This window comes from Clostridium sp. FP1 (assembly GCF_011065975.2).
In the GTDB taxonomy this organism is placed as follows: domain Bacteria; phylum Bacillota; class Clostridia; order Clostridiales; family Clostridiaceae; genus Clostridium_AD; species Clostridium_AD tagluense.
In genome coordinates this window covers 2415491-2437020 of sequence record NZ_JAAMNJ020000001.1, presented here as the reverse complement: position 1 = coordinate 2437020, position 21530 = coordinate 2415491, and the positions used below count along the sequence as shown (strand labels likewise).

21 protein-coding genes and 3 pseudogenes are annotated in these 21530 nt (G+C 32.0%); 6 read left to right on the top strand and 18 right to left on the bottom strand.

Going from position 1 to position 21530, the window contains the following annotated elements; translation table 11 throughout:
• Positions 1-17: 17 nt before the first annotated feature.
• The gene (locus G9F70_RS11735; RefSeq protein ID WP_164946871.1) at positions 18-2039 is read right to left on the bottom strand and encodes an alpha-amylase family glycosyl hydrolase; all 2022 of its coding nucleotides are present in this window, start codon (positions 2037-2039) and stop codon (positions 18-20) included.
• Between the two features lie 578 nt (positions 2040-2617).
• On the opposite strand from G9F70_RS11735, the gene G9F70_RS11730 reads away from it, so the two are divergent.
• Entirely contained in the window at positions 2618-3235 is a 618-nt protein-coding gene (locus tag G9F70_RS11730; protein ID WP_164946872.1) for a nitroreductase family protein, read from the top strand.
• 57 nt (positions 3236-3292) lie between these two features.
• Here G9F70_RS11730 and G9F70_RS11725 read toward each other — a convergent pair whose 3' ends face one another.
• The 9 genes and pseudogenes from G9F70_RS11725 to G9F70_RS11685 form a co-directional block, all read right to left on the bottom strand.
• Positions 3293-5392 (bottom strand): sodium-translocating pyrophosphatase, encoded by a 2100-nt coding sequence (locus G9F70_RS11725; protein ID WP_164946873.1) that lies wholly within the window; start codon positions 5390-5392, stop codon positions 3293-3295.
• A 129-nt stretch (positions 5393-5521) separates the two neighbouring features.
• Positions 5522-6205, bottom strand: coding sequence for a Crp/Fnr family transcriptional regulator (locus G9F70_RS11720; protein WP_164946874.1), 684 nt, complete (start codon positions 6203-6205; stop codon positions 5522-5524).
• A gap of 257 nt (positions 6206-6462) precedes the next feature.
• On the bottom strand, positions 6463-7104 hold the full coding sequence (pcp, locus tag G9F70_RS11715) for a pyroglutamyl-peptidase I (RefSeq protein WP_164946875.1): 642 nt from the start codon (positions 7102-7104) through the stop codon (positions 6463-6465).
• Positions 7105-7151: 47 nt separating this feature from the next.
• Positions 7152-7328: pseudogene (locus G9F70_RS11710) on the bottom strand (5-oxoproline transporter, DUF979 family subunit); the annotation flags it as partial.
• Positions 7276-7428, bottom strand: coding sequence for a hypothetical protein (locus G9F70_RS11705; RefSeq protein WP_263577328.1), 153 nt, complete (start codon positions 7426-7428; stop codon positions 7276-7278). The pseudogene G9F70_RS11710 and the gene G9F70_RS11705, both read right to left, overlap by 53 nt.
• 239 nt (positions 7429-7667) lie before the next feature.
• Entirely contained in the window at positions 7668-8831 is a 1164-nt protein-coding gene (locus G9F70_RS11700; RefSeq protein ID WP_164946877.1) for a DUF4041 domain-containing protein, read from the bottom strand.
• Positions 8832-8864: 33 nt separating this feature from the next.
• The gene (locus G9F70_RS11695; RefSeq protein WP_164946878.1) at positions 8865-9908 is read right to left on the bottom strand and encodes a threonine aldolase family protein; all 1044 of its coding nucleotides are present in this window, start codon (positions 9906-9908) and stop codon (positions 8865-8867) included.
• A 42-nt stretch (positions 9909-9950) separates the two neighbouring features.
• Positions 9951-10457 carry a flavodoxin domain-containing protein gene (locus G9F70_RS11690; protein ID WP_164946879.1) on the bottom strand — a complete coding sequence of 169 codons (507 nt, stop codon included), beginning with the start codon at positions 10455-10457 and terminating at the stop codon, positions 9951-9953.
• Positions 10458-10699: 242 nt separating this feature from the next.
• Positions 10700-11899: a dicarboxylate/amino acid:cation symporter gene (locus G9F70_RS11685; RefSeq protein ID WP_164946880.1), complete on the bottom strand. Its 1200-nt coding sequence runs from the start codon at positions 11897-11899 to the stop codon at positions 10700-10702.
• A 277-nt stretch (positions 11900-12176) separates the two neighbouring features.
• Here G9F70_RS11685 and G9F70_RS11680 point away from each other — a divergent pair, with 277 nt between their 5' ends.
• On the top strand, positions 12177-12569 hold the full coding sequence (locus tag G9F70_RS11680; RefSeq protein WP_125005707.1) for a DUF1413 domain-containing protein: 393 nt from the start codon (positions 12177-12179) through the stop codon (positions 12567-12569).
• A 118-nt stretch (positions 12570-12687) separates the two neighbouring features.
• On the opposite strand, the pseudogene G9F70_RS11675 reads toward G9F70_RS11680, so the two are convergent.
• Positions 12688-12811 (bottom strand): annotated as a pseudogene (locus tag G9F70_RS11675) (ABC transporter ATP-binding protein); the annotation flags it as partial.
• Positions 12812-12828: 17 nt separating this feature from the next.
• Between G9F70_RS11675 and G9F70_RS27485 the strand changes: the two are divergent.
• Positions 12829-12915 (top strand): annotated as a pseudogene (locus G9F70_RS27485) (LDCC motif putative metal-binding protein); the annotation flags it as partial.
• A 42-nt stretch (positions 12916-12957) separates the two neighbouring features.
• On the opposite strand, the gene G9F70_RS27480 reads toward G9F70_RS27485, so the two are convergent.
• Complete coding sequence (locus G9F70_RS27480; RefSeq protein ID WP_411956016.1) at positions 12958-13131, bottom strand: zinc ribbon domain-containing protein; 174 nt, start codon at positions 13129-13131, stop codon at positions 12958-12960.
• Positions 13128-13511, bottom strand: coding sequence for a hypothetical protein (locus G9F70_RS11665; protein WP_164946881.1), 384 nt, complete (start codon positions 13509-13511; stop codon positions 13128-13130). The genes G9F70_RS27480 and G9F70_RS11665 overlap by 4 nt, the downstream gene beginning before the upstream one ends.
• A 286-nt stretch (positions 13512-13797) precedes the next feature.
• Here G9F70_RS11665 and G9F70_RS11660 point away from each other — a divergent pair, with 286 nt between their 5' ends.
• Positions 13798-14514, top strand: coding sequence for an SGNH/GDSL hydrolase family protein (locus G9F70_RS11660; protein WP_164946882.1), 717 nt, complete (start codon positions 13798-13800; stop codon positions 14512-14514).
• Positions 14515-14579: 65 nt separating this feature from the next.
• Here G9F70_RS11660 and G9F70_RS11655 read toward each other — a convergent pair whose 3' ends face one another.
• From G9F70_RS11655 to G9F70_RS11640, 4 genes are all read right to left on the bottom strand, one after another.
• Complete coding sequence (locus G9F70_RS11655) at positions 14580-16583, bottom strand: ABC transporter ATP-binding protein (RefSeq protein ID WP_164946883.1); 2004 nt, start codon at positions 16581-16583, stop codon at positions 14580-14582.
• Complete coding sequence (locus tag G9F70_RS11650) at positions 16580-18355, bottom strand: ABC transporter ATP-binding protein (protein WP_164946884.1); 1776 nt, start codon at positions 18353-18355, stop codon at positions 16580-16582. Before G9F70_RS11650 ends, G9F70_RS11655 begins: the two co-directional genes overlap by 4 nt.
• Positions 18356-18377: 22 nt before the next feature.
• Positions 18378-18824: a MarR family winged helix-turn-helix transcriptional regulator gene (locus tag G9F70_RS11645; RefSeq protein WP_164946885.1), complete on the bottom strand. Its 447-nt coding sequence runs from the start codon at positions 18822-18824 to the stop codon at positions 18378-18380.
• A gap of 177 nt (positions 18825-19001) precedes the next feature.
• A complete protein-coding gene (locus G9F70_RS11640; protein ID WP_164946886.1) occupies positions 19002-19376 on the bottom strand; it encodes a hypothetical protein in 375 nt (124 codons plus the stop codon).
• 217 nt (positions 19377-19593) lie between these two features.
• Here G9F70_RS11640 and msrB point away from each other — a divergent pair, with 217 nt between their 5' ends.
• Both msrB and G9F70_RS11630 read left to right on the top strand, forming a co-directional pair.
• Entirely contained in the window at positions 19594-20043 is a 450-nt protein-coding gene (gene msrB / locus G9F70_RS11635) for a peptide-methionine (R)-S-oxide reductase MsrB (protein ID WP_164946887.1), read from the top strand.
• Positions 20044-20225: 182 nt separating this feature from the next.
• The gene (locus tag G9F70_RS11630) at positions 20226-20699 is read left to right on the top strand and encodes a GNAT family N-acetyltransferase (protein ID WP_125005693.1); all 474 of its coding nucleotides are present in this window, start codon (positions 20226-20228) and stop codon (positions 20697-20699) included.
• A 131-nt stretch (positions 20700-20830) separates the two neighbouring features.
• Here the strand turns inward: G9F70_RS11630 and G9F70_RS11625 are convergent, their stop codons facing one another.
• Positions 20831-21466 carry a bifunctional precorrin-2 dehydrogenase/sirohydrochlorin ferrochelatase gene (locus tag G9F70_RS11625; protein ID WP_164946888.1) on the bottom strand — a complete coding sequence of 212 codons (636 nt, stop codon included), beginning with the start codon at positions 21464-21466 and terminating at the stop codon, positions 20831-20833.
• Between the last annotated feature and the right edge of the window lie 64 nt (positions 21467-21530).

Below are 21530 nucleotides of genomic sequence, written 5' to 3'. Positions count from 1 at the left end.
AAAGTATTTTGTGAATATTACCTCGCTTTCTTTAACACTAGCACCGTTCTACTAGGTGAGTATATTATAACCCCAGTTTTATTTTCCTTATGCTTCAAGGTTTCTGCACCGTAACTATAATCCCTTGCAATTCTACCTTGCCCACCAAATATTTTTTCATCACTATTAAACACAATTTTATATTCACCCATTTCGCCAGTAGGTAATTCATATTCAGCGAAAGATTCACAATGATTAAAATTAAATAAAAATATCAGCCCAGCTTTTCTGAAAGCAAGCAGTTTATGCTTCTCATCAGTCCAAAGGTTTTGTAGATCACAAGCGCTTAAAACATTATAGTTTTTTACTAAATTCAGCATTTCTTTATCAAAATTTGATAAATATTCATATTTTAGCCTTTTATCTTCCATTAAGCTCCATTGTCTTCTTGCATAATGATAACTCCAATTGTTACCTTGTCTCGGAAAATCAATCCATTCAGGATGTCCAAACTCATTACCCATAAAATTCAAATAGCCTTCACCAGCTAAAATCATGGTAATAAATCTAATAAGTTTATGAAGTTCTACTGCTCTACTTATTATTAAATTATCATCATTTTTTAACATATGAGAATACATTTCCTTGTCACCTAAACGGAACATTAAGGTCTTATCACCTACAAGTGCTTGATCATGTGATTCAGAATAACCTATATTCTTCTCATGAGGTCGTCTGGTAGTTAATTCATACCACAACTTACTCATACTCCATTTTTCATCAGGCAATTCTTTAAGTATTTTCACCCAAAGATCAGGTACTCCCATAGACAACCGATAGTCAAAACCCAGACCACCAACCTCTACTGGTAAAGACATTCCAGGCATTCCACTCATATCCTCTGCAATAGTTATCGCATTAGGTTTCACTTGTCTTATTAAATCATTAGCAAATTGAAGATAAGTAATTGCTTCTATATCCGTATCCATACTAAAGTATTTGCTGTAATTTGTAAAGGCTACACCAAGACCATGGTGATGATATAGCATAGATGAAACACCATCAAATCTATAACCATCAAAATGATACTCCTCCAGCCAAAACTTAATGTTTGACAGAAGAAAATGAATAACCTCTGGTTTTCCATAATTAAAAAGCTTTGTACCCCAAGCAGAATGATTTCCGAGAGTTCCAGTATTAAAGAATTGATAATCTGTTCCGTCAAACTCATTAATACCCTCTGCTATATTTTTAATTGAATGGGAATGAACTAAATCAAGCAATACGGAAATACCCATACAGTGGGCAGTATTAATTAATACTTTAAGATCTTCTGGGGTTCCGAACCAGGAAGAAACAGCAAAAAAATTAGATACTTGATAACCAAAGGAGGCATAATAAGGGTGCTGCATTACTGCCATAAGCTGCACAGTATTGTAACCAGCAGCCTTTATCCTTGGAAGAGTAATTTCTGTAAATTCTTTAAAAGTACCCATCCCTTCTTTTTCCTGTGCCATACCTACATGAGATTCATATATAAACAATGGTTTCTTGTTATCAACATGAAATTCACTGTCCTGCCAATTAAAGCTATAATCTGGTTGCCAAATTTGTCCTACAAAATCGTGAGTAACAGGATTTTGCACAGTACGCTTAATATACAGTGGAATTCTATCTCTTGATACATTTTTTGCAACTACCCTTACTTTAACACAGGACATATGCTTTAATGCGTGTAACCCAGGCAAAAAAATCTCCCAATTCCCATTTTCTTTTTTTTTCAATGGATGTTTTTTGGGGTCCCAATAATTAAAGTCTCCAATTAGATAAAGAGCATCAGCTCCCGGAGCCCATTCTCTATAAATCCATCCATCTTGTACTAGATGAAACCCATAAAATAAGTCTCCATTCGCAAAAGACTGAAAGCTTTGATTATTAGAAAGTAATTTTTTTTTGTAACAAGTATAATTAGACCCTCTAAGTTCAATATCCTTTTTAAAGGGTTCGAGGTATGGATCAATATCCATTATTTTCATGTATTTATTTTTATTTTCATTCATAAAAAAAATCCTTTCATATTTGTAATTATTGAAAGCCAAAATACTTTATAACCCATTATATATAATTCGACTAAATAATTTCAATACCTTTGTTGTTTTATTAAATTCATAAAAACAATTTTACAGAGCTGAAGCATGAATTTTGAAATGTAGTAAATTCAATGGCTATAGGGTTTTCAGATAAAAACTTTTTCGCAAACACTCTAAAACATACAAATTTTACGCGTTGACACCCTTGAATATAACTCCATTTAAGGGTTGTTGTTGGGAATTAACATTCCATAATCATGAAATATATTGCATTTATTAACTTAAATAGTATCTATATGTATCGTGGATTTATGTGCGATCCTTTATTATATCATAATAAGTGCTACATGTGTTGGTTAAAGTAGGTTTTGCGAAAAAATTCTATAAAATTAAGTGAATTTTTCATGCTTCAGCTCTGACAATTTTAATAACTACTTGACATAAGCAGTGGATTATTGTTATTATACTACTATAAAGTAATTAATAATTATTAGTAATTTATAGCTATTAGTAATAGATAATCAAAAGGGATAAAGGAGTGTATTAAAATGAATTTAAAACAGGCTTACGAAGATAGAAGGTCCATCAATTTTTTTGATACAAATAAAGGAGTGGACGATGGATTACTCAAGGATATAATCAATCTTGCAGTACTCGCTCCCTCAGCATTTAATCTTCAACCTTGGGAAATTATAGCGGTAAAATCCAAAGAAGCTAAAGAAAGATTACATAAACTTTCAAATAGTCAACCTAAAATATTAGAAGCTCCAGTAACTTTAATAATTGTAGGTAATAAAACTGGATATGATGCATCTAATCCTACATGGAAGGATATGTTAAAGATGCTTGGTAATGATCAAGCAAAATTAGCAGGTACACAAGGTTTTGCAAATAGTTTATATGGTACCACAGAAGAAAATAAATTAAAGTTTGCAGAAAGTAATGCAGGGCTTCTAGCCATGTCTATAATGTATTCAGCAAAGAGCTTTGGAGTAGATTCTCATCCAATGAGCGGCATGGATTTTGAAGGTGTACGCCGTGAATTTGGACTTGAAGAAAATAAGACAGTAGTAATGCTAATTGCACTTGGACACTTAGATGAAAATAAATCTCTTTATCCAAGAGCATATAGAAGAGGCTACGATGAAATAGTTAAAGAAGTTTAATAACTTTTAATTTTAAAAACGGCTCCCTAAATTAATGGGGAGTCGTTTTTAGTTTCCTTAAAATATTGAGAATTTCAAAATAAATGCTGCAAACACTATTGATACCATTGAAAGTAACTTAATCAATATATTTATGGCTGGACCTGAAGTATCCTTAAATGGATCTCCTACAGTGTCACCAACAACGGCTGCTTTATGACAATCTGATCCTTTTCCACCAAGGTTTCCAGCTTCAATATGCTTTTTGGCATTATCCCAAGCTCCACCTGAATTTGCCATCATAACCGCAAGTACAAAACCCGTTACAGTTGCTCCTGCGAGAAGTCCTGCCACACCATTTACACCTAAAAGCATTCCAACTGTTATTGGAATAATAATAGCCAGTAGTGCAGGCATAATCATTTCCTTTTGAGCTGCTTTTGTACAAATATCAACGCAGGTTGCATAATCGGCTTCTGCGCTACCTTCCATAAGGCCCAATATTTCTTTAAATTGTCTTCTAACTTCTACAACAATAAGTTGTGCTGTTTTACCTACTGCATCCATTGTTAATGCTGCAAATACAAAAGGCACCATTCCACCTATAAATAACCCTATAAGTACCTGAGGATTTAATATTGACAAGTTAAAAACAAAATCCAAATTTTCTTTTTTCACAATAATTTCTACTTGATCTCTATAAGCTGCAATAAGTGCAAGCGCTGTTAAAGCTGCGGAGCCTATAGCAAAACCTTTGCCTGTAGCTGCTGTAGTATTCCCTAAAGAATCAAGAGCATCTGTCCTTTCGCGTACTATAGAATCTTGATGAGTCATTTCTGCAATACCACCAGCATTGTCTGCTACAGGACCATAAGCATCTGTAGCTAAGGTTATACCTAGCGTACTAAGCATACCTACTGCAGCTATTCCTACACCATATAATCCCATATTATAATCTCCTGACCCTCCAGCAAAATAAAAACTAGCGGCTATTGCCATAGCTACTATTATAACAGGAAGAAAAGTAGACATCATTCCAAGGGAAATACCACCTATTATAACGGTGGCTGCACCAGTTGTTGTTGTTTGTGCCAGTTTTTTAGTAGGCTTATACGTATCTGAGGTAAAGTACTCTGTACAAAAACCAATTAAATTACCTGCTATAAGCCCACTTAATATTGCAAAGTAAACTCCTATGTGCTCCCATCCAAGTACATTCCAAACTAAGAAAAAGGATAGTATTGCAATTATTCCAGAACTTACATATACCCCTCGTCTAAGAGCCGCTAAAAGACCCTTTTGCTCAGTTTTCTCCCCTGATTTAACAAAGAAGGTTCCAATAATAGATGCAACTACACCAATTGAAGCTATAGTCATAGGAATTGTTACACCTTTAACTCCAAGTCCAGCAGCTACTGCAAGTGCCGCAGTGGATACTATTGACCCAACATAGGATTCGTAAAGATCTGCGCCCATACCAGCTACGTCACCAACATTGTCCCCAACGTTATCAGCTATAACTGCAGGGTTTCTTGGATCATCTTCAGGAATTCCTACTTCAATTTTACCAACAAGATCTGCACCTACATCCGCTGCCTTAGTAAATATACCTCCACCGACGCGTGCAAATAATGCCATGGAGCTAGCTCCCATTCCAAAAGTAATCATTGCACTAGTTATATTTTGAATTCTTGCTGCTTCATTTAAATTCCTATAGAAAAAATCCAACAAATAATACCATATGCTAATATCAAGAAGTCCAAGACCTACAACAGTAAGTCCCATTACTGCACCGCTTGAAAACGCAACCTTTAGAGCACTATTAAGGCTTTTCCCAGCTGCGTGTGTAGTTCTAACATTTGCACGGGTGGCAATCTTCATTCCTATAAAGCCTGAAAGACCTGAAAAAAAACCTCCACTTATAAATGCAAAAGGTACAAATGGGGTAAGAAGCCCAAATGCTGCAAGTATTCCTAGGATTACAAACATAACTGCAAAGAAAAGCGCTACTCCTGTGTACTGCCTTTTTAAATAGGCATCTGCACCTTCTCTAATAGCCGCAGCAATTTTTTTCATTTGCTCCGTTCCTTCATCTTCTTTCAATACTTTATATGCAAGATATCCAGCAAAAGCAAGTGCTAATATGGAACAAATTGGGGCCAAAATCAATAAATTCATAATAACTGCCTCCTAAATATTTCATTACTTAATATATCTATTTCGACTAATCATTAACAATTCCTTTCTTTTTAAATAAACAAAATAAACTTTAAAAAGTTTATTTTTAGAACTCTTCTTTTACTTTCTTTACTCTTCAACAACAAGTTCAATATATGTTTTTAACACCTCTGGTTTATTAATTATAATTTTTTTAGCATCATAAAATATAACTCCATCTTTCAAAAAATCATTTAAACATCTAGTAACTGTTATTCTTGAACAGCCTATGATATTTGATAGTTCCTCATGGGTAAACATGCGATTAAATGTAACAAATCCTGCACTATCTAACTCCGCTGTAGACGCTAACCTTAATAAAGCGTCCGCAAGTTGCCCTCTTGCATCATTAAAAATTTTATTAGTAAGCTGAAGCATAACAATTCTAAATTTCCTTGTTGTACTATGCATAAAATATCTATATATTTGTGGTTTCAAGGTAAGTTCTCTTTCTAAGACCTCTTGACTTATAATTGAGATTTCTACATATTCTTTTGCCGTCGAGACAATTGAATCCATGCCCCCACAAAAATAAATCATTTCACCCACTATCTCTCCACTTCGAATAAAATACAAGATTTTTTCATGCCCATTTAAGCTAATAACGCTTTGTGTCACCACACCTTTTAACACAATTCCTACATGAAGTCCAGAATCAAAATCTAACAGTTCATTTTTATTATATTTGCTTATTTGTCCAAGCTTACTGAGTGTATTCAAAAAATAATCTCGCATTATCGCTTGTCGATCAGACTCAAAAAACTTCTCATACATAGATTTCCTCCTAAGCATATACTACAATAAGATTTTACTATTTCTATTCTTTTGAAAACATATAAATTTTTAATATATTTTTATTATATCATTAATTTTTTTTATATTTTACAAATAGTTAATATATAAAAAATGAACCATCTCTATATAAATATATAGAAATAGTTCATTTTTTATACTTTTCCAACCAAATAATTATAAAAGTTTTCTAATAAACTTCTATAAACAAAAATTTTTTTATTCAAACTGAATAATCATTAGCATATGGTACCAAGCACAGCTTTTATATCTTCTTTATTTTCAATTGCTGCTTTTATTGCTAACGTTAAACCTTGTGTAATTTTCTCAAGCTCCATATATGGAGTATTGGCTTTGCTCATTACTTGTGCTGGAATAAATGGAACATGAATAAAAGTGCCTCTTACTGCTGGGTATTTTGTATGAATTAAATGAAGTAATCCATACATTATATGATTACACACAAATGTACCTGCACTATTAGAAAGAGAGGCTGGAATACCACCTTTTCGAATTTCTTCTACCATTGCTTTAATAGGAAGATTTGAAAAATAAGCATTTTCTCCTCCTTCAAAAATTGCTTTATCAATAAATTGATTTCCCTCATTATCTGGAATCCTTGCATCATCTACATTAATTGAAACTCTTTCTATAGTTAAATCAAATCTACCACCAGCTTGACCAACACAAATCACTATGTCTGGATTCTCTTTAATTATTGCCTTTTCAAGTTCCATAATAGATTTATTAAACACCGTTGGTATTTCAAGCTTCACAATTTCAGCACCAGCAATTACATCCTCTAATTTTCTTACTGCTTCGAAGGATGGATTAATCTTTTCCCCTCCAAAGGGATCAAATCCTGTTATTAATACTTTCATGTTATCACCTCATTAGTTATTTTTTTTATTTGCTTTAGACACTTTTATCAAAATGCCCAGAAATACATTAGTCCTATATGAATAACAAGCATAGTTAATGCAACTGGTGCTTGATATTTTATTACTCCATATTTTGTATCTTCAATTTCAAGTATTGCTGTTGGAACAATATTAAAATTGGCTGACATTGGAGTTAAAAGAGTTCCACAGAATCCAGCGGTGAGTCCCCAAAATTTCCACTACTTTGTTAAAAGGTATACCTGACACTAGCCCAGTAGTTATCCCTGCTACAACTACTACTGCAATAGTATCTTTTTTCCACATAAACCCTATTACAATGATCAAGATACCAATTAGTTTAATCATAAAAATACCTCCTTATAATAAAATTTGTATATTTATAATATATCAGAATTTTTTATTATTTGATGTAGCACAGGCTACAAAAATCATTTATTTTTTATTCAAGTGATTGTAAGGGTTTTTCCTGACATAATATAAAAATGCCCTTGTAATTTTACATTACACGGGCATTTTTGTTTAACTAATAAATTTTCTGTATATTATATTGTTCTATTTTGTTCTTCCTTTTCTTCCTGCTGCTTTAGTTTGTATTCATAAGTAACGTAAAGTTCTTCTAGTTTGGTATTAAGATATTTAGGGACTATTTTAACTTGTGTTAAATTAGAAAACTTATTTAAATCCTCGAAGAATGTTTTAATTCTATTTTCTATTACTTCTATATTACTAAATTTCACCTTATCAATAATAGAATCGCACTCGTCATTAAAAATCCTAAGGACTAGTTTAATCATATCCTCTGTCATATCATCAACTACTTCATTACCTTCTTTTATGTTCCCATTTACAATCCATTGCTTAAATTCTATAGCTTCTTTAGATTTAACCATAGATCTTTGCTTTTCTCTAAGATCCTGAAGCATTGTAGCACCTTTTATTGAATTCATTAAATTATATTCAGGCTTATAAACCCCATAACTTTGCATTAGAATATCATCACCTAAAGTTATAATTTCAGACTTTAAGCTATCTACAGATGTTTTAACATTATTATATTCCAAATTAATTTCATCAATAGATTTTATTTTACTGACCATTAAAACTTCATATTCATTCAATTTTAGCTTGTGTTCCTCTGCCTTTTGTTTAGTTAACTCTTCATATTCACTGTTTTTTCTTTCAATAAATTCATTGTATTCTGTACTTTTATCTTGCATTTCTTTGCCTTTTAATTCAATTAAATTATCATATTCTTGACTTTTGGTTCCAATTAAGTCATCGTATTCTGCTTTTTTATCTTCCAGTTCTTTACCCTTTACTTCCATTAAACTATTATATTCTTCACTTTTGGTTCTGATTAAATCATCATATTCCGCACTCTTGTCTTCAAAATCCTTAGCCTTTAGACGGATCAAATTATCATATTCATTTGATTTTTCTTCAAATTCTTTGGTTTGATATCCAGCTTGGCTCTTATATTCCCTATTTAGTTCTTCTATGGCTTTTGTTTTTGTTTCAATTAGCTTATCATATTCTTCAATCTCCAATTCAAGTTCTTTAGTTTTAGCTAAAACTTGGCTCATTCCTAGTTGAGTTGGAGTTAGTTTTATATATCTCAAATTTTTATTTTCCTCGATTAATTTCTCAATCTCTGATTTATATTGTTGCGCGTTTAATGCATCCTTAATAGATGTAAGTATTGCCATTGAAAAACCTCCTTATTTCATTAACAACTTACATTATACCACATAAAATTCATTCATAAATATGGTAATATCATCTATAAATGACTTAACAGCCTCTTCCGCTGTAGCCCAGGATGTTACTAACCGAATAGCAGAATTATCCTCACCAATTTTTTGCCATATATAAAAGGAATACTTTTCCTTAAGCTTTTCAATTATTTTATTAGGCAATATTGGAAATATTTGATTTGTTGGCGAATCTATTAAAAATTCATATCCACAATTACTAATTCCCATTTTTAATAGCTGCGCCATATCATTTGCATGTTTTGCTAAGTCAAAAAAAATATTTTCTTTAAATAACTCCAAAAACTGTATACCAATTAGCCTTCCCTTTGCAAGTAATCCTCCCTTTTGCTTAATATGAAATCTAAAATCTTCTTTAAGCGACTCTCTGCAAATAACAAGAGCTTCCCCCATTAATGCACCATTTTTAGTCCCGCCTATATAAAAAGCATCAGTTAGCTTTGGCAAATCTGAAAACTCAATATCATTCCCTTTTGAGCATAGTGCAGATCCTAGTCTTGCTCCATCAATGTATAAAATCAAATTGTTAAATCTGCAACACTCACTTAAATCTTTTAATTCTTGTTTCTTGTATATAGACCCTATTTCGGTGGGATTTGAAATATAAACCATCTTAGGCTTTACCATATGCTCATCGGTATGCTCTTCGAGTGTCATTTTTATATGAATAGGCTTAAGTTTTCCATCATCTACTTTCATAGAAATAACTTTATGGCCAGTGGCTTCAATAGCTCCAGTCTCGTGAACTAATACATGTCCAGTACTTGCTGAAATAACAGCCTCATGTGGTCTTAAAAACGCAGATATTGCAGTAAGATTTGTTTGAGTTCCACCACAAAACATATGTATATCAACCTCATCACATTTCAATTTATCCTTTAACAATGTAATAGCAGCTAAAGAATATTTATCTTCCCCATACCCCTCCGACTGTTCCATATTCGATTCCATTAGTGCTTTCAATATATTTGGATGAGCACCTTCACTATAATCATTTTTAAAACTATACATTCGTTAATTCCCCTTCCATTACGTTACATGACTAATTAAAGACTACTTATTATTCATTAATTGTACAAATCTATTAATGTTATCTTCATGTATATTTAAAACATCTTTATTAATATTTACTTTAATAGCATTTTTCTCTTTTTTAGATACCATCTTAATTATAAATTTCTCAAAAAAATTCATTTTACTAAATGCAAAGCCTCCTCCAAAATGTTCTTTAGCTGTGGCCATAGACATTAATTCGTTTGGCAAACTATCATTCAACTGTGATATTGCTTTTTCCCCTTCACTCATGCAACATACAAAAAAACCTATTTTTTTATTTTTTAAAGTATTAGCATTTTTGAAACAAAATTCTCTTATTTCCTTTTGGATTCTCCCTGCATAGATTGACCCGCCGATAACAATATCATCAAATGAACCCATATCAGGTATTACGTCCTTTTTTATATTTACAATGGTGACTTCCCCGTAAAGCTTATCTTTTAAGGCTTTACTACATTTTTCTGTAGCACCATGCTTAGAACCATAAACAATAAGTGTTCTCATAAATTTCTCCCTCCTTCATATAGTATTATACAAATAATGTACAATAACATTTTTTATCATGCTTATATTTCCAAATACTATTATGTAATATATTCTTTATTCTTAGCAAAAATCCCTGCTAAATTGCAGAATGAATTTTAGTCACTTACACTATGATATTGATATTAATCAAATAAAACCACCTTGCTTTTTTAGCAGGATGGTTTTATTTTGCTTAATATACGCAATTTTATATATTACTTTTAGGCAACAATATTTTCTTCTTTTACATTTTCATGTTTTTGGTCAAAAAGTTTATGTCCTGAAATTTTATTTATTAATATTGCAATTGCTCCATCACCAGTTATGTTACAAGCAGTACCAAAACTATCTTGAGCTAAGTATAGAGCAATCATAAGGGATGTTAATGGTTCGCTGAATCCAAGCATACTTTGAAGTAGCCCAAGTGACGCCATAACAGCTCCACCAGGAACCCCAGGAGCAGCTACCATTGTAACCCCTAAGGCTAAGATAAACCCAAAGAAAGTTCCGAAACTATAATTCATGCCATTTAACATCATTATTGCAAGGGAGCAACTAACTAGTGTTATTGTACTACCAGAAAGATGTATAGTTGCACAAAGTGGTACTACAAAGTCTGCTACTCCATCATTTACTCCATTTTTCTTAGTTTGAGCAAGAGTAACTGGAATAGTTGCTGCAGATGATTGAGTTCCTATCGCTGTTAAATATGCAGGAATCATTGTTTTTATTAAGCTAACTGGATTAGCACCAGCTATTATTCCAGCAATTACATATTGAAGTATAATTACTGTAAAGTGAAGTATAAGTACTAAAATAAATACTTTTGAGAATACTTTTAATATAGAAGCAACTTGACCAGCATAAGTCATATTTGCAAAAGTACCCATAATGTATATAGGAAGTAATGGGATTACTATGCCCGTAATCAGTTTAGTAATAATATCTTGAAATTCCTTCATAACACTCTTTATGGCAGTAGATTTTATTACAGCAATTCCTATACCTAATGTAAAGGCAAGAACTAACGCTGTCATTACATCCATTAGAGGTGGTATTTTAATATTAATAAATGATGTAGCTAACCCACCCTTAGCAAAGTCTCCTAAATATCCGGGTTTTAAAAACATTGGAAGAATAGTAGCATTTGCAAAATATGCCAAAGATCCTGCAAGTACAGTAGAAGCATAGGCTATTCCTGCTGTTATAGCTAGAATTTTACCTGCTCCAGTGCCAAGATCACCTATACCCGGTGCTACAAATCCTATAATTATAAGAGGTATAGCAAATCCTAAAAATTGACCAAATAATCCATTGAATGTTGCAAAAATTCTAATCCCGGTTTCTGGAAGTATACCTCCTAACATGATACCTAAAATAATAGCTATAATAAGTCTAGGAAGTAATCCTATTTTTTTCAATTTTGCTCCTCCTTATAAAATTTAGTTACAAATATAAAAAAACAAATGACTTCTAGTTGGTATGAATACGTTTTCTCTGACGCATGCAATTTGCATCATAATGTTATTACAGGTTGCATAACCTGTAATAACATTATATAACCCTGAGAAGATTTTATCAATATTTGCAAACACAATACTCGCTTATTATGTTAGGATACCTTTAGTATTCTCCATATATTTCATGGTTGCGTAGCCTTTTGCAATATACTATAATGACTAGAAGGGGTGATTTAAAATGCAAGAGTTTAATGTACGTATACGCCTAGCCGAGGATGATTTAAAGCTGCTAGAACATATTACAAAAACAAAAGGCTATATGGGCATAGGTCAATACTTAACGGAAATCATTAGAAGTGAAATTAAAAATATTGATGATGATGAAAAAATCATAATATTAAAAGACAACCTTACTGAAGATGATATATTGAATTTAATTAGAGTGAACATAAATACCATTAGTGGTAAGTTCCAATTTGCAGACCTCTTAACGGACTTTTGGAATAATGTCTCCTTATCTCAAAGGAAGAAGATTGGCAAGCTTTTTAGACGTATGGTAGAGGATAATGAGTTCCTAGGTGTCACCTTTTTAGGTGCGAATTCTTCTGGTATTGCAATATACAAGAAGTAAGTTCCACCCACGTGATAAATTGCAGGATGCCGACTGGTATACAATATTAAAAAGCAAGTAGATATAACTCCACTTGCTTTTAAACTTTATGCTAATATTATGTTTATGCAATAACCCTTATGAGTAACTTGGGCCTGGACATTAACGCTCTTCCAATTGCAAGCATTTGCTGCTTGTTGCCAAGTTCTTTCTTTTAGGCGAGGGAAAGGAGTATATGCCTGATTCATATCATCCCTAATTCCTCTAATGGTTCGATAAATTTATAAAAGACATTGTAAAAGCCAACGAAGAAAGCTTTGGTGATAAAAAATTAGGTTGTTGTGGAGTGAACTTACCCCCACTTTAGAAGTGGGAGCTTCATGGGTAATGCCTTCTAATGAAGACAAATTTACCATGCGAGCAAGGTAGAACCAACCTCTTTTATATTTAGACTTGCGTTATAATCTCTATCTATAATTATATCACAACATTCACATTTATATATTCTATCTGATAACTGCAAATTCTCTTTAATATTTCCACAATTACTACAAGTTTTAGATGATGGATACCATTTGTCTATTTTGATAAATTGTTTTCCACTACTTCTAACTTATACTTCAGAAAATTTCTAAACATTATTATACTATTTTGAGGTAATTGTCTATGATTAACAAACTTAATAGCTTCTTTTAATTTAGGTATTTTAACAGAATTATCATCTATTATAGCTATCGTTCCATTTTGATTATTTGTACTAAAAGAATTTTGGTTTTTATTCTTACTTTTGAAATTAGGCATACCCTTTAAGTCTTTGAAAGTCAATTCTCTACCTAATGTTTTAACTTGTTTTTTAGCTTTTTTAGTATAAGTTTTGCCATCACTTTCATTATTATATTTTTTTATAGCATCCCTAAAATCAAGTTGAACATTTGCAAAAGCTAAACTATCAATTTCTTTCATATAATCATAATCCTTTTTTATAGTAGCCGGAGTAGGTAATTTAATAGTTTTGTAGACTATTTTTCCATTTACCTAGAATCTATGTGTATATTATCCTCATTTTTGCAAAATAATATTGATGATAATATTTCTATGAAATCCTGCAGTAAATATTACTTATTTGTTACCTAGTTTTAATAACTACGTATTGCGTCTTCAATAATTATGTGGTATATTGTTAATATACATTAAATAAATTATACAAAAAAAATTAATGGCTTAATATTTAATTTTATGGAGGCAAATTATGAAAATAAAAGATAGTTACGTTCTTATAGCATTTGGTGATTCTATTACCAAGGGAATTATTTATGACGAAGAAAAATCAAAATATTCAGCTTTAAAAGAAAACTTTACAAATATCATTTCAAATAAAATAAAAGGGCAAGTATACAATGCAGGTAAATTTGGAAGCACCATTATGAGGGGTGTTAGTAAGATGTATAATGATGTCATAAAAAAATCACCTGATATAGTTTTAATAGAGTTTGGTGGTAATGACTGTGACTATAATTGGGCTGACATTGCTAAAAACCCTGACGAGCAATACAAACCAAATACTGATATTTCAACTTATCGGGAAACACTATGTGCAATGATAGATACATTGAAGGTTAATCACATATTACCTGTACTTATGACACTACCACCACTGGATCCTCTAAAATACTTCAAATGGATTACAAAAGAAGATTCTTTTGCAGAGCAAAATATCTTACAATGGCTAGGTACAAAGGATAGACTTTTCAACTGGCATAGTTCATATAATAAAATCATTACAGAAGTAGCTAATGAAACTAATACTGTGCTAATAGACATAAGAACAGAATTTTTAAAACACAGCAATTACAGTCAGTTTTTATGTAAAGATGGTATACATCCCAATATTGATGGTCAATCATTAATAGCAACTGTTATATTAAAATTTATAGGTGATAATTATAATTTTTTATTACAAGTATAATTAAAATAAGGCTATGTTACCATTAAAATAATGGTAACATAGCCTTATTTAAAATTATTTTTTATTTATACCACTTCATTATCTAAGTTTGCACCAGTAAACTGGCTATTATAAAGATCTTCATAAAAGCCCTTTTGAGCAAGAAGTTCATTATGACTCCCCATCTCAATAATACTTCCTTTATTCATAACTAGTATTAACTCTGCATCTCTAATTGTAGAAAGTCTATGAGCAATTACAAAACTTGTTCTGTTTTCCATAAGCGCGGTCATTGCCCTTTGTATATAAACTTCTGTTCTTGAGTCAACGCTACTTGTAGCTTCATCAAGTATCATAATAGTTGGATTTGCAAGTATTGCTCTAGCTATAGTAAGAAGTTGTTTTTGCCCCTGTGATATATTTGAAGCTTCTTCATTTAGTATTGTATTATATCCATCAGGAAGAGTCTTAATAAAGTGATGTGCATGGGCCGCTCTTGCTGCCTGCATAACTTCATCTTCTGTTGCGCCCTCCCTACCATAAGCGATGTTCTCCATTATAGTACCATTAAAGAGCCAAGTATCTTGAAGTACCATACCAAACATATTACGTAGTTCACCACGTTTTATGTCTCTAATATCCACTCCATCAATTGTAATCTTACCCGCATCTATTTCATAAAAACGCATAAGCAGATTAACAAGTGTAGTTTTACCAGCCCCTGTTGGCCCAACAATTGCAATTGTATGACCATGTTTTACGTCAATATTCATGTTTACAATAAGTGGTTCTCCTGCTTTATAGCTGAAGTCAACATTTTCAAACACAACTTCTCCCTTAGGGAATTCTATGAGTTTGGCAGATGTAGCATCTGGCACTTCTTCAACTTCATCTAAAAGCTCAAAAACACGTTCAGCAGATGCAACTGTTGATTGAATTATATTAGCAATATTTGCAGTTTGAACTATTGGCTGAGTAAACTGACTTGAATATTGAATAAAAGCTTGAATATCCCCAATAGTGATTCTTCCTTGTGTTGCTAAATAACCACCTACAACACAAACTATTACATATCCTATATTACTAACAAATCTCATCATAGGCATTATTATTCCAGATATGAATTGTGCTTTCCAACCTGAATTGTATAATCTATCATTAATATCTTTAAACTTTTCTATGGAATCCTTCTCATGTCCAAAGGCCTTAATAATTTTATGACCTGTATACATTTCTTCAACATGACCATTAAGTGCTCCAATTTCTTTTTGTTGAGCTGCAAAATATTTTTGAGAGCGTTTTGCAACAAATGCTGTTACCACAATATATAGTGGCAATGTTAAAATAACCACAAGTGTAAGTAGTGGGCTTATTGTGAGCATCATAATAATAACACCAATGATGGTAACAATAGACGTAATAAGCTGAGTAAGACTTTGTTGAAGCGTAGTTGAGATATTATCAATATCATTTGTTACACGACTTAATATCTCACCATGAGTTCTTGCATCAAAGAACTTAAGAGGTAACCGTGAAAGCTTCTCATCAACATCTTTGCGTAAACTATAAACAGTTTTCTGAGCAACTCCAGCCATAATATATTGTTGAAGAAAACCAAAAAGTGTGCTTATTAAATATAGTGCCAGTAGTATTAAAATAATACGTTCTATATAATGAAAATCTATTTTACCACCATTTAAATCCATTATCTTAGCAATGCCAACTTTAACTTGAGCAAGTCCCTCAACTATCTTGGGACTCTTTGAAGCTTCAGGATTAGCATTTATTACAGCTGCTATTTTATCTTGCTGCATATTCAACTGAAGTAACCCAATTTTACTCATTATTCCTTCGAATAGTTTAGTTATAGCTTTTCCAGAAATCTTAGGTCCTACTATTGAAAAAATAGTGCTAATGATTGCAAATATAAATACTAGTATAAATTTAACTCTTTGTGGCTTTAAGTAACTTAAAAGCCTTTTTAAGGTTCCTTTAAAGTCCTTAGCTTTTACTATAGGACCGGCAAAGGATGCCATTGGTCCACCACCCATACCCCCACCTGATCTATTTCCTTTTTTATTTTCACTCATGATAATTCCTCCTCTGAAAGCTGTGAAGATACAATTTCATGGTATACCTCACAACTGGTTAAAAGTTCATTGTGATTTCCCATACCTACAATTTTACCTTCATCTAAAACTATGATTCTATCAGCGTCCATAACTGTTGCAACTCTTTGAGCAATAATAAGTACCGTAGCTTTTGCTGTTTCCTCTTTAAGTGCTGCTCGAAGTTTTGCATCAGTTTTAAAATCAAGGGCTGAAAAACTATCGTCAAAAATATATATTTCAGGCTTTCTAACTAGAGCACGCGCTATAGATAGACGTTGTTTTTGTCCACCAGAAACATTTGTACCTCCTTGAGCAATGAAATGCTCATACCCTTCTTCCATTCCATTAACAAAGTCTGTAGCTTGTGCTACAGTTGCTGCATGTTGAACTTCTTCAAAGGTCGCATCATTCTTACCATATTTAATATTTTCAGCAATAGTTCCAGAAAAGAGTACAGTGTTTTGAGGAACAAAGCCTATCTTTGACCTTAGACCCTCCTGACTCATTTCACGTACATCCACACCATCAACTAATACTGTGCCGCTATCCACATTATAAAAACGTGGTATTAAGTTTACTAGGGTAGATTTACCGGAACCTGTACCACCAATAATAGCTGTTGTCTCGCCGGGCCTTGCACTAAAGGTTATATTGCTAATGGCTGGTTGCTCTGCACCTGGGTAGCTAAAGCTGACATCAACAAATTCAACATATCCACTTTTTTTATCAGCAAGTATTTCCTTCTTTGGATCTATTATTCCCGGTTCCATGTCTAATACTTCATTTATTCTTATTGCTGAAGCTTGAGCTCTTGGTATCATTATAAATACCATAGCAAGCATTAAGAATCCGAATAAAATTTGCATTCCGTATTGAATAAATGCAAGCAATGAACCTACTTGCATAGTTCCAGCGTCTATTCTTTTGCCACCAAACCAAATAATAGCAATTGTTGTAACATTCATAATTAACATCATTATTGGCATTAAAAACGCCATAATTTTATTCACTTTTACAGCATTGTCCATAAGGTCAGCATTAGCATCATCAAATCTAACCTTTTCAGTCTCTGTACGATTAAATGCGCGTACAACTCTAATACCAGTAAGTGATTCACGTAATACAAGATTCAATTTATCTATTTTTACCTGCATTGCTTTAAATAACGGCATAGCGTATGCAAGAGTTGCTCCAATAATAATTCCAAGAAGCGGAACTACAACTGCAAAAATCCAGGTTAGTGATGCATCCTCTCTTAAAGCCATAACAATACCACCTAGGGCAGTTAAAGGTGCAAAAAGCATAATAGAAAAAATCATTACGGTTACTGTTTGAACCTGAGTAACGTCATTTGTAGTTCTTGTTATAAGAGTGGCAGTCCCCACCTTATCAAACTCATGTAGCGAAAACCCTTCAACTTTAGCAAACAATTTATTACGAATAATCCTACCAAAGCCTACAGCAGTTTTTGAAGATAGAAATGAAGCCATAACTGAGCATATTACGCCACCCAGTGATATAATTAGCATAATTCCACCTAGTCTAAGAATATAATCTACACCTTTATACGAGCCACTAAATCCTAAAAATGAAATAGTTTGAACTACATCCTTTTGTACTATCCCCTTGTCAACTATATCTGCCGTAAGTGTTGGCAAATATAGATTTGCAAGTACTTGAATAAAAATCAATACAACTATTGCAACTATTTGCAATGTGTATTGTTTTAAAAATCTAAATAATTTAATCATTTAATATCATCTCCATTCACTGTTATTGTTTATTTTGTTGGTCGCCTAAAAGTTTCTTAAGTGTACTTAGACCTTCAAAAATTTTATGAAGTTCATCTTCACTTCCTCTACTCATTGTGCTTTGTATGTTTTTTTCAAACTGCTTTTTAAAAATTTCATGCATGTCATTAAATTTGGGTGATATACTTACATAAACTACCCTCTTATCACTTTCACTTCTTTCTCGTACTACCATTTCCTGCTTCTCAAGCCTATCGACGATTCCCGATACAGTACTATTGGATAAACAAAGCTGCTGGCTAAGTTCTGTTATCTTCATCTTCTTTTTTTTACTTAAAAGTCCGAGTACCATGCCTTGAGGTGCAGAAATACCTGCTTCACAAAGCACCTTACTTGTATTATGTTTAAATAACTGCATAACCTCTTGAAACAGCTTTGCAACTTCTATGCTATCATTTAATATTTCCACTACAACACCACCTTAAAATATATTTCGCTCCAGTACATTTCGTATACGTATATTTCGCTTACGAAGTACATTATATTCCCAAAAAATTTTTATGTCAATACCTATGCAAAAAAAAACAAAAGAACAGACTAAAATGTCTGTCCCTGTGAGAGTATAATAATTATCTTGCAATTTCAATTAATTTTTATCCTCATTTTGCTTCTCATCGTAATCATCCTCTAGTGCATGCTCCATTGCAATACCAACATCACCTATGGATTCCTCACCCACATTTTTCAAAGTATCCTCAATTTCATCTCTATTAAGATTTATATCTTCAACTATATTTGCATTTTCATCAATATCCTTTTGTATACCTCCATTATTATCTTCTAGATTGTTAGTAACATTTTTTTTTGTTTCTATAGAGCAATTTTTAGTGAATAAAGCTACAGCAGCACCTCCAATTGCAACACCCACTACTGCTAAAGCCAAAAAACTTTTATGATTGCTAACCTTTTGTTTTTTTCCATTAAACTCAATATTTTTTGCTAATTTGTCTAAATAGTTCATAATCTATCTCCTTATATAATTTTTTTGCTTACTATATTATATTGTTTCCTTATTATTATAAAAAATTCTGCTTGAGTTCACTATATATTAAGTTAAACATTTAATAAAATTTAACTAGAGTATTATATAAACATTTGGTACCATGTTTATATGAATATTTTTTAATGGGTAACTTAAAAATAAAATAAGCACTCTAACAACGAAAGGAGATAATCTTATGTCTAAAAAAATTTATAACAAAAAAGGTAAAGAAGAACTAAAAAAGACACTGACTCCTACTCAATTTGAGGTAAGTCAAGAAAATAGCACAGAAAGATCTTTTGATAATGAGTATTGGAATAATAGTGAAGAAGGAATTTATGTAGATATTAATAGTGGAGAGCCATTATTTACCTCTCTAGATAAATTTGATTCAGGCTGTGGGTGGCCTAGTTTTACGAAGCCACTAGTGGAAGAACATGTAAAGGAAAATAAGGATGTAACCCATGGAATGATAAGAACAGAAGTAAGAAGCAAATATGGTGACAGCCATTTAGGACATTTATTCAACGATGGTCCAAGTGAAAAAGGTGGATTACGATATTGTATAAATAGTGCTGCATTGAAGTTTATACCTACTAATAAACTTAAAGAAGAAGGGTACGAGGAGTATCTAGAACTATTTTAAAAATAAGGTAGTTCTAAGAAAATATTATTTTATGTAAAATATTTATAATTAATCAATATTAATTAATATAACCATATATTTTACATGTATAATAGTGTAAAATATACATGTACCAAAATTTAAAATGATAGCTTACTTTTCTAGCGAAGTTCAAGCATCAAATGAACCCGGGGGGATTTTATATGAATATTTTATTAAAAGAAGTAACTTCTGATAACTGGCTGGATTGTGTACATTTAAAGGTGTCAGAAGCTCAGAAGCATTTTGTAGCACCTAATTCATTTTCTTTGGCACAATCAAAATATGAACCTGACTGCACACCTATGTGTATTTATGATGATGAAACTATGGTTGGATTTGTTATGTTTGGAATAGATGAGGATGAGGATAAAAATGTTGATGATGAATTTTGGATTTGCAGGTTTATGATTGATGAGAAGTTCCAAGGAAAAGGATATGGCAAGAAATCAATGGCAAAAATCATTGAATATATTGGCAATAATTATAATTATGATGAGGTATATCTTAGTGAGGTGCCTGAAAATGCAGTAGCTAAAGGTTTATATAAGAGTTTTGGCTTTGAATTTACAGGTGAAGTTGAGGATGAAGAGGAGGTTATGGTTTTAAAACTTAAATCATCACCTGCAGTGCTGTAACACTAACAACTTCAGAAGGAGATTTACCCTTCTACTGAAGTTTTTTTCTTTGCTATAATATAGCTAAACCCACATATAGAGCTTGTCTGCTTGCTAAAAATCTCTGTTGCTATTTTACTGATTTTTTAATTCTATAGAGCATGTGTCATAATTTCTTTTCGAACTTCCTCTTCTCCTATTTCCCTAAGCCTTTTAATATAGTACTCCATATCTAAAGAAGCCATTATATCTTTTCTTTTTGAACATGATTCTATATTCTTTAAAAGCTCTTTTCTAAAATCGCCTAATATATTTACAAATATACTGTAGCTATCATCAAATTGAAGATCTAATTTCTTTCTTAGTAATTTGCTATAAAAGGGACATTTACCATTAGTAGATAATGTTATTGTTAGGTCTCCTCTTTTAACTTTTGCAGGAACTATAAATCTACTACTTTCTAAATCATCTACTACATTTACAAGAATATCTTTTTGCTCGCAGTCACTAGCTATTTCAAAATTAATGCCCCTATCATTAGTGGCTGCAATAACTATAAAAGCACCTTTAATATATTCACTTTTATAAGTATCCTCAATATATATAATGCTTTTGTCCACATTTTCAACTAATGAATTTATGTTTTCATTAATTTCCTTGGAAACTAGCGTTACTTTAGCTCCATATTCAATAAGCTCATTAACTTTCCTAAAGGCAACATTTCCGCCTCCAACAACTAAACATTTTTTATTTTTAATATTAATCATCATCGGATAGTATTTAGTCATAGCAGCATTCCCCCAAAAGATTTATGTGTTTTAATTAATACTATTTAAAATTTTAATGCTCACT

What these genes read in the sequence shown, in the direction of transcription:
- G9F70_RS11735 (WP_164946871.1), bottom strand. Translation starts at nt 2,039, where the DNA reads ATGAATGAAAATAAAAATAAATACATGAAAATAATGGATATTGATCCA.
- G9F70_RS11730 (WP_164946872.1), top strand. Translation starts at nt 2,618, where the DNA reads ATGAATTTAAAACAGGCTTACGAAGATAGAAGGTCCATCAATTTTTTT.
- G9F70_RS11725 (WP_164946873.1), bottom strand. Translation starts at nt 5,392, where the DNA reads ATGAATTTATTGATTTTGGCCCCAATTTGTTCCATATTAGCACTTGCT.
- G9F70_RS11720 (WP_164946874.1), bottom strand. Translation starts at nt 6,205, where the DNA reads ATGTATGAGAAGTTTTTTGAGTCTGATCGACAAGCGATAATGCGAGAT.
- pcp (WP_164946875.1), bottom strand. Translation starts at nt 7,104, where the DNA reads ATGAAAGTATTAATAACAGGATTTGATCCCTTTGGAGGGGAAAAGATT.
- G9F70_RS11705 (WP_263577328.1), bottom strand. Translation starts at nt 7,428, where the DNA reads ATGTGGAAAAAAGATACTATTGCAGTAGTAGTTGTAGCAGGGATAACT.
- G9F70_RS11700 (WP_164946877.1), bottom strand. Translation starts at nt 8,831, where the DNA reads ATGGCAATACTTACATCTATTAAGGATGCATTAAACGCGCAACAATAT.
- G9F70_RS11695 (WP_164946878.1), bottom strand. Translation starts at nt 9,908, where the DNA reads ATGTATAGTTTTAAAAATGATTATAGTGAAGGTGCTCATCCAAATATA.
- G9F70_RS11690 (WP_164946879.1), bottom strand. Translation starts at nt 10,457, where the DNA reads ATGAGAACACTTATTGTTTATGGTTCTAAGCATGGTGCTACAGAAAAA.
- G9F70_RS11680 (WP_125005707.1), top strand. Translation starts at nt 12,177, where the DNA reads ATGCAAGAGTTTAATGTACGTATACGCCTAGCCGAGGATGATTTAAAG.
- G9F70_RS11665 (WP_164946881.1), bottom strand. Translation starts at nt 13,511, where the DNA reads ATGAAAGAAATTGATAGTTTAGCTTTTGCAAATGTTCAACTTGATTTT.
- G9F70_RS11660 (WP_164946882.1), top strand. Translation starts at nt 13,798, where the DNA reads ATGAAAATAAAAGATAGTTACGTTCTTATAGCATTTGGTGATTCTATT.
- G9F70_RS11655 (WP_164946883.1), bottom strand. Translation starts at nt 16,583, where the DNA reads ATGAGTGAAAATAAAAAAGGAAATAGATCAGGTGGGGGTATGGGTGGT.
- G9F70_RS11650 (WP_164946884.1), bottom strand. Translation starts at nt 18,355, where the DNA reads ATGATTAAATTATTTAGATTTTTAAAACAATACACATTGCAAATAGTT.
- G9F70_RS11640 (WP_164946886.1), bottom strand. Translation starts at nt 19,376, where the DNA reads ATGAACTATTTAGACAAATTAGCAAAAAATATTGAGTTTAATGGAAAA.
- msrB (WP_164946887.1), top strand. Translation starts at nt 19,594, where the DNA reads ATGTCTAAAAAAATTTATAACAAAAAAGGTAAAGAAGAACTAAAAAAG.
- G9F70_RS11630 (WP_125005693.1), top strand. Translation starts at nt 20,226, where the DNA reads ATGAATATTTTATTAAAAGAAGTAACTTCTGATAACTGGCTGGATTGT.
- G9F70_RS11625 (WP_164946888.1), bottom strand. Translation starts at nt 21,466, where the DNA reads ATGACTAAATACTATCCGATGATGATTAATATTAAAAATAAAAAATGT.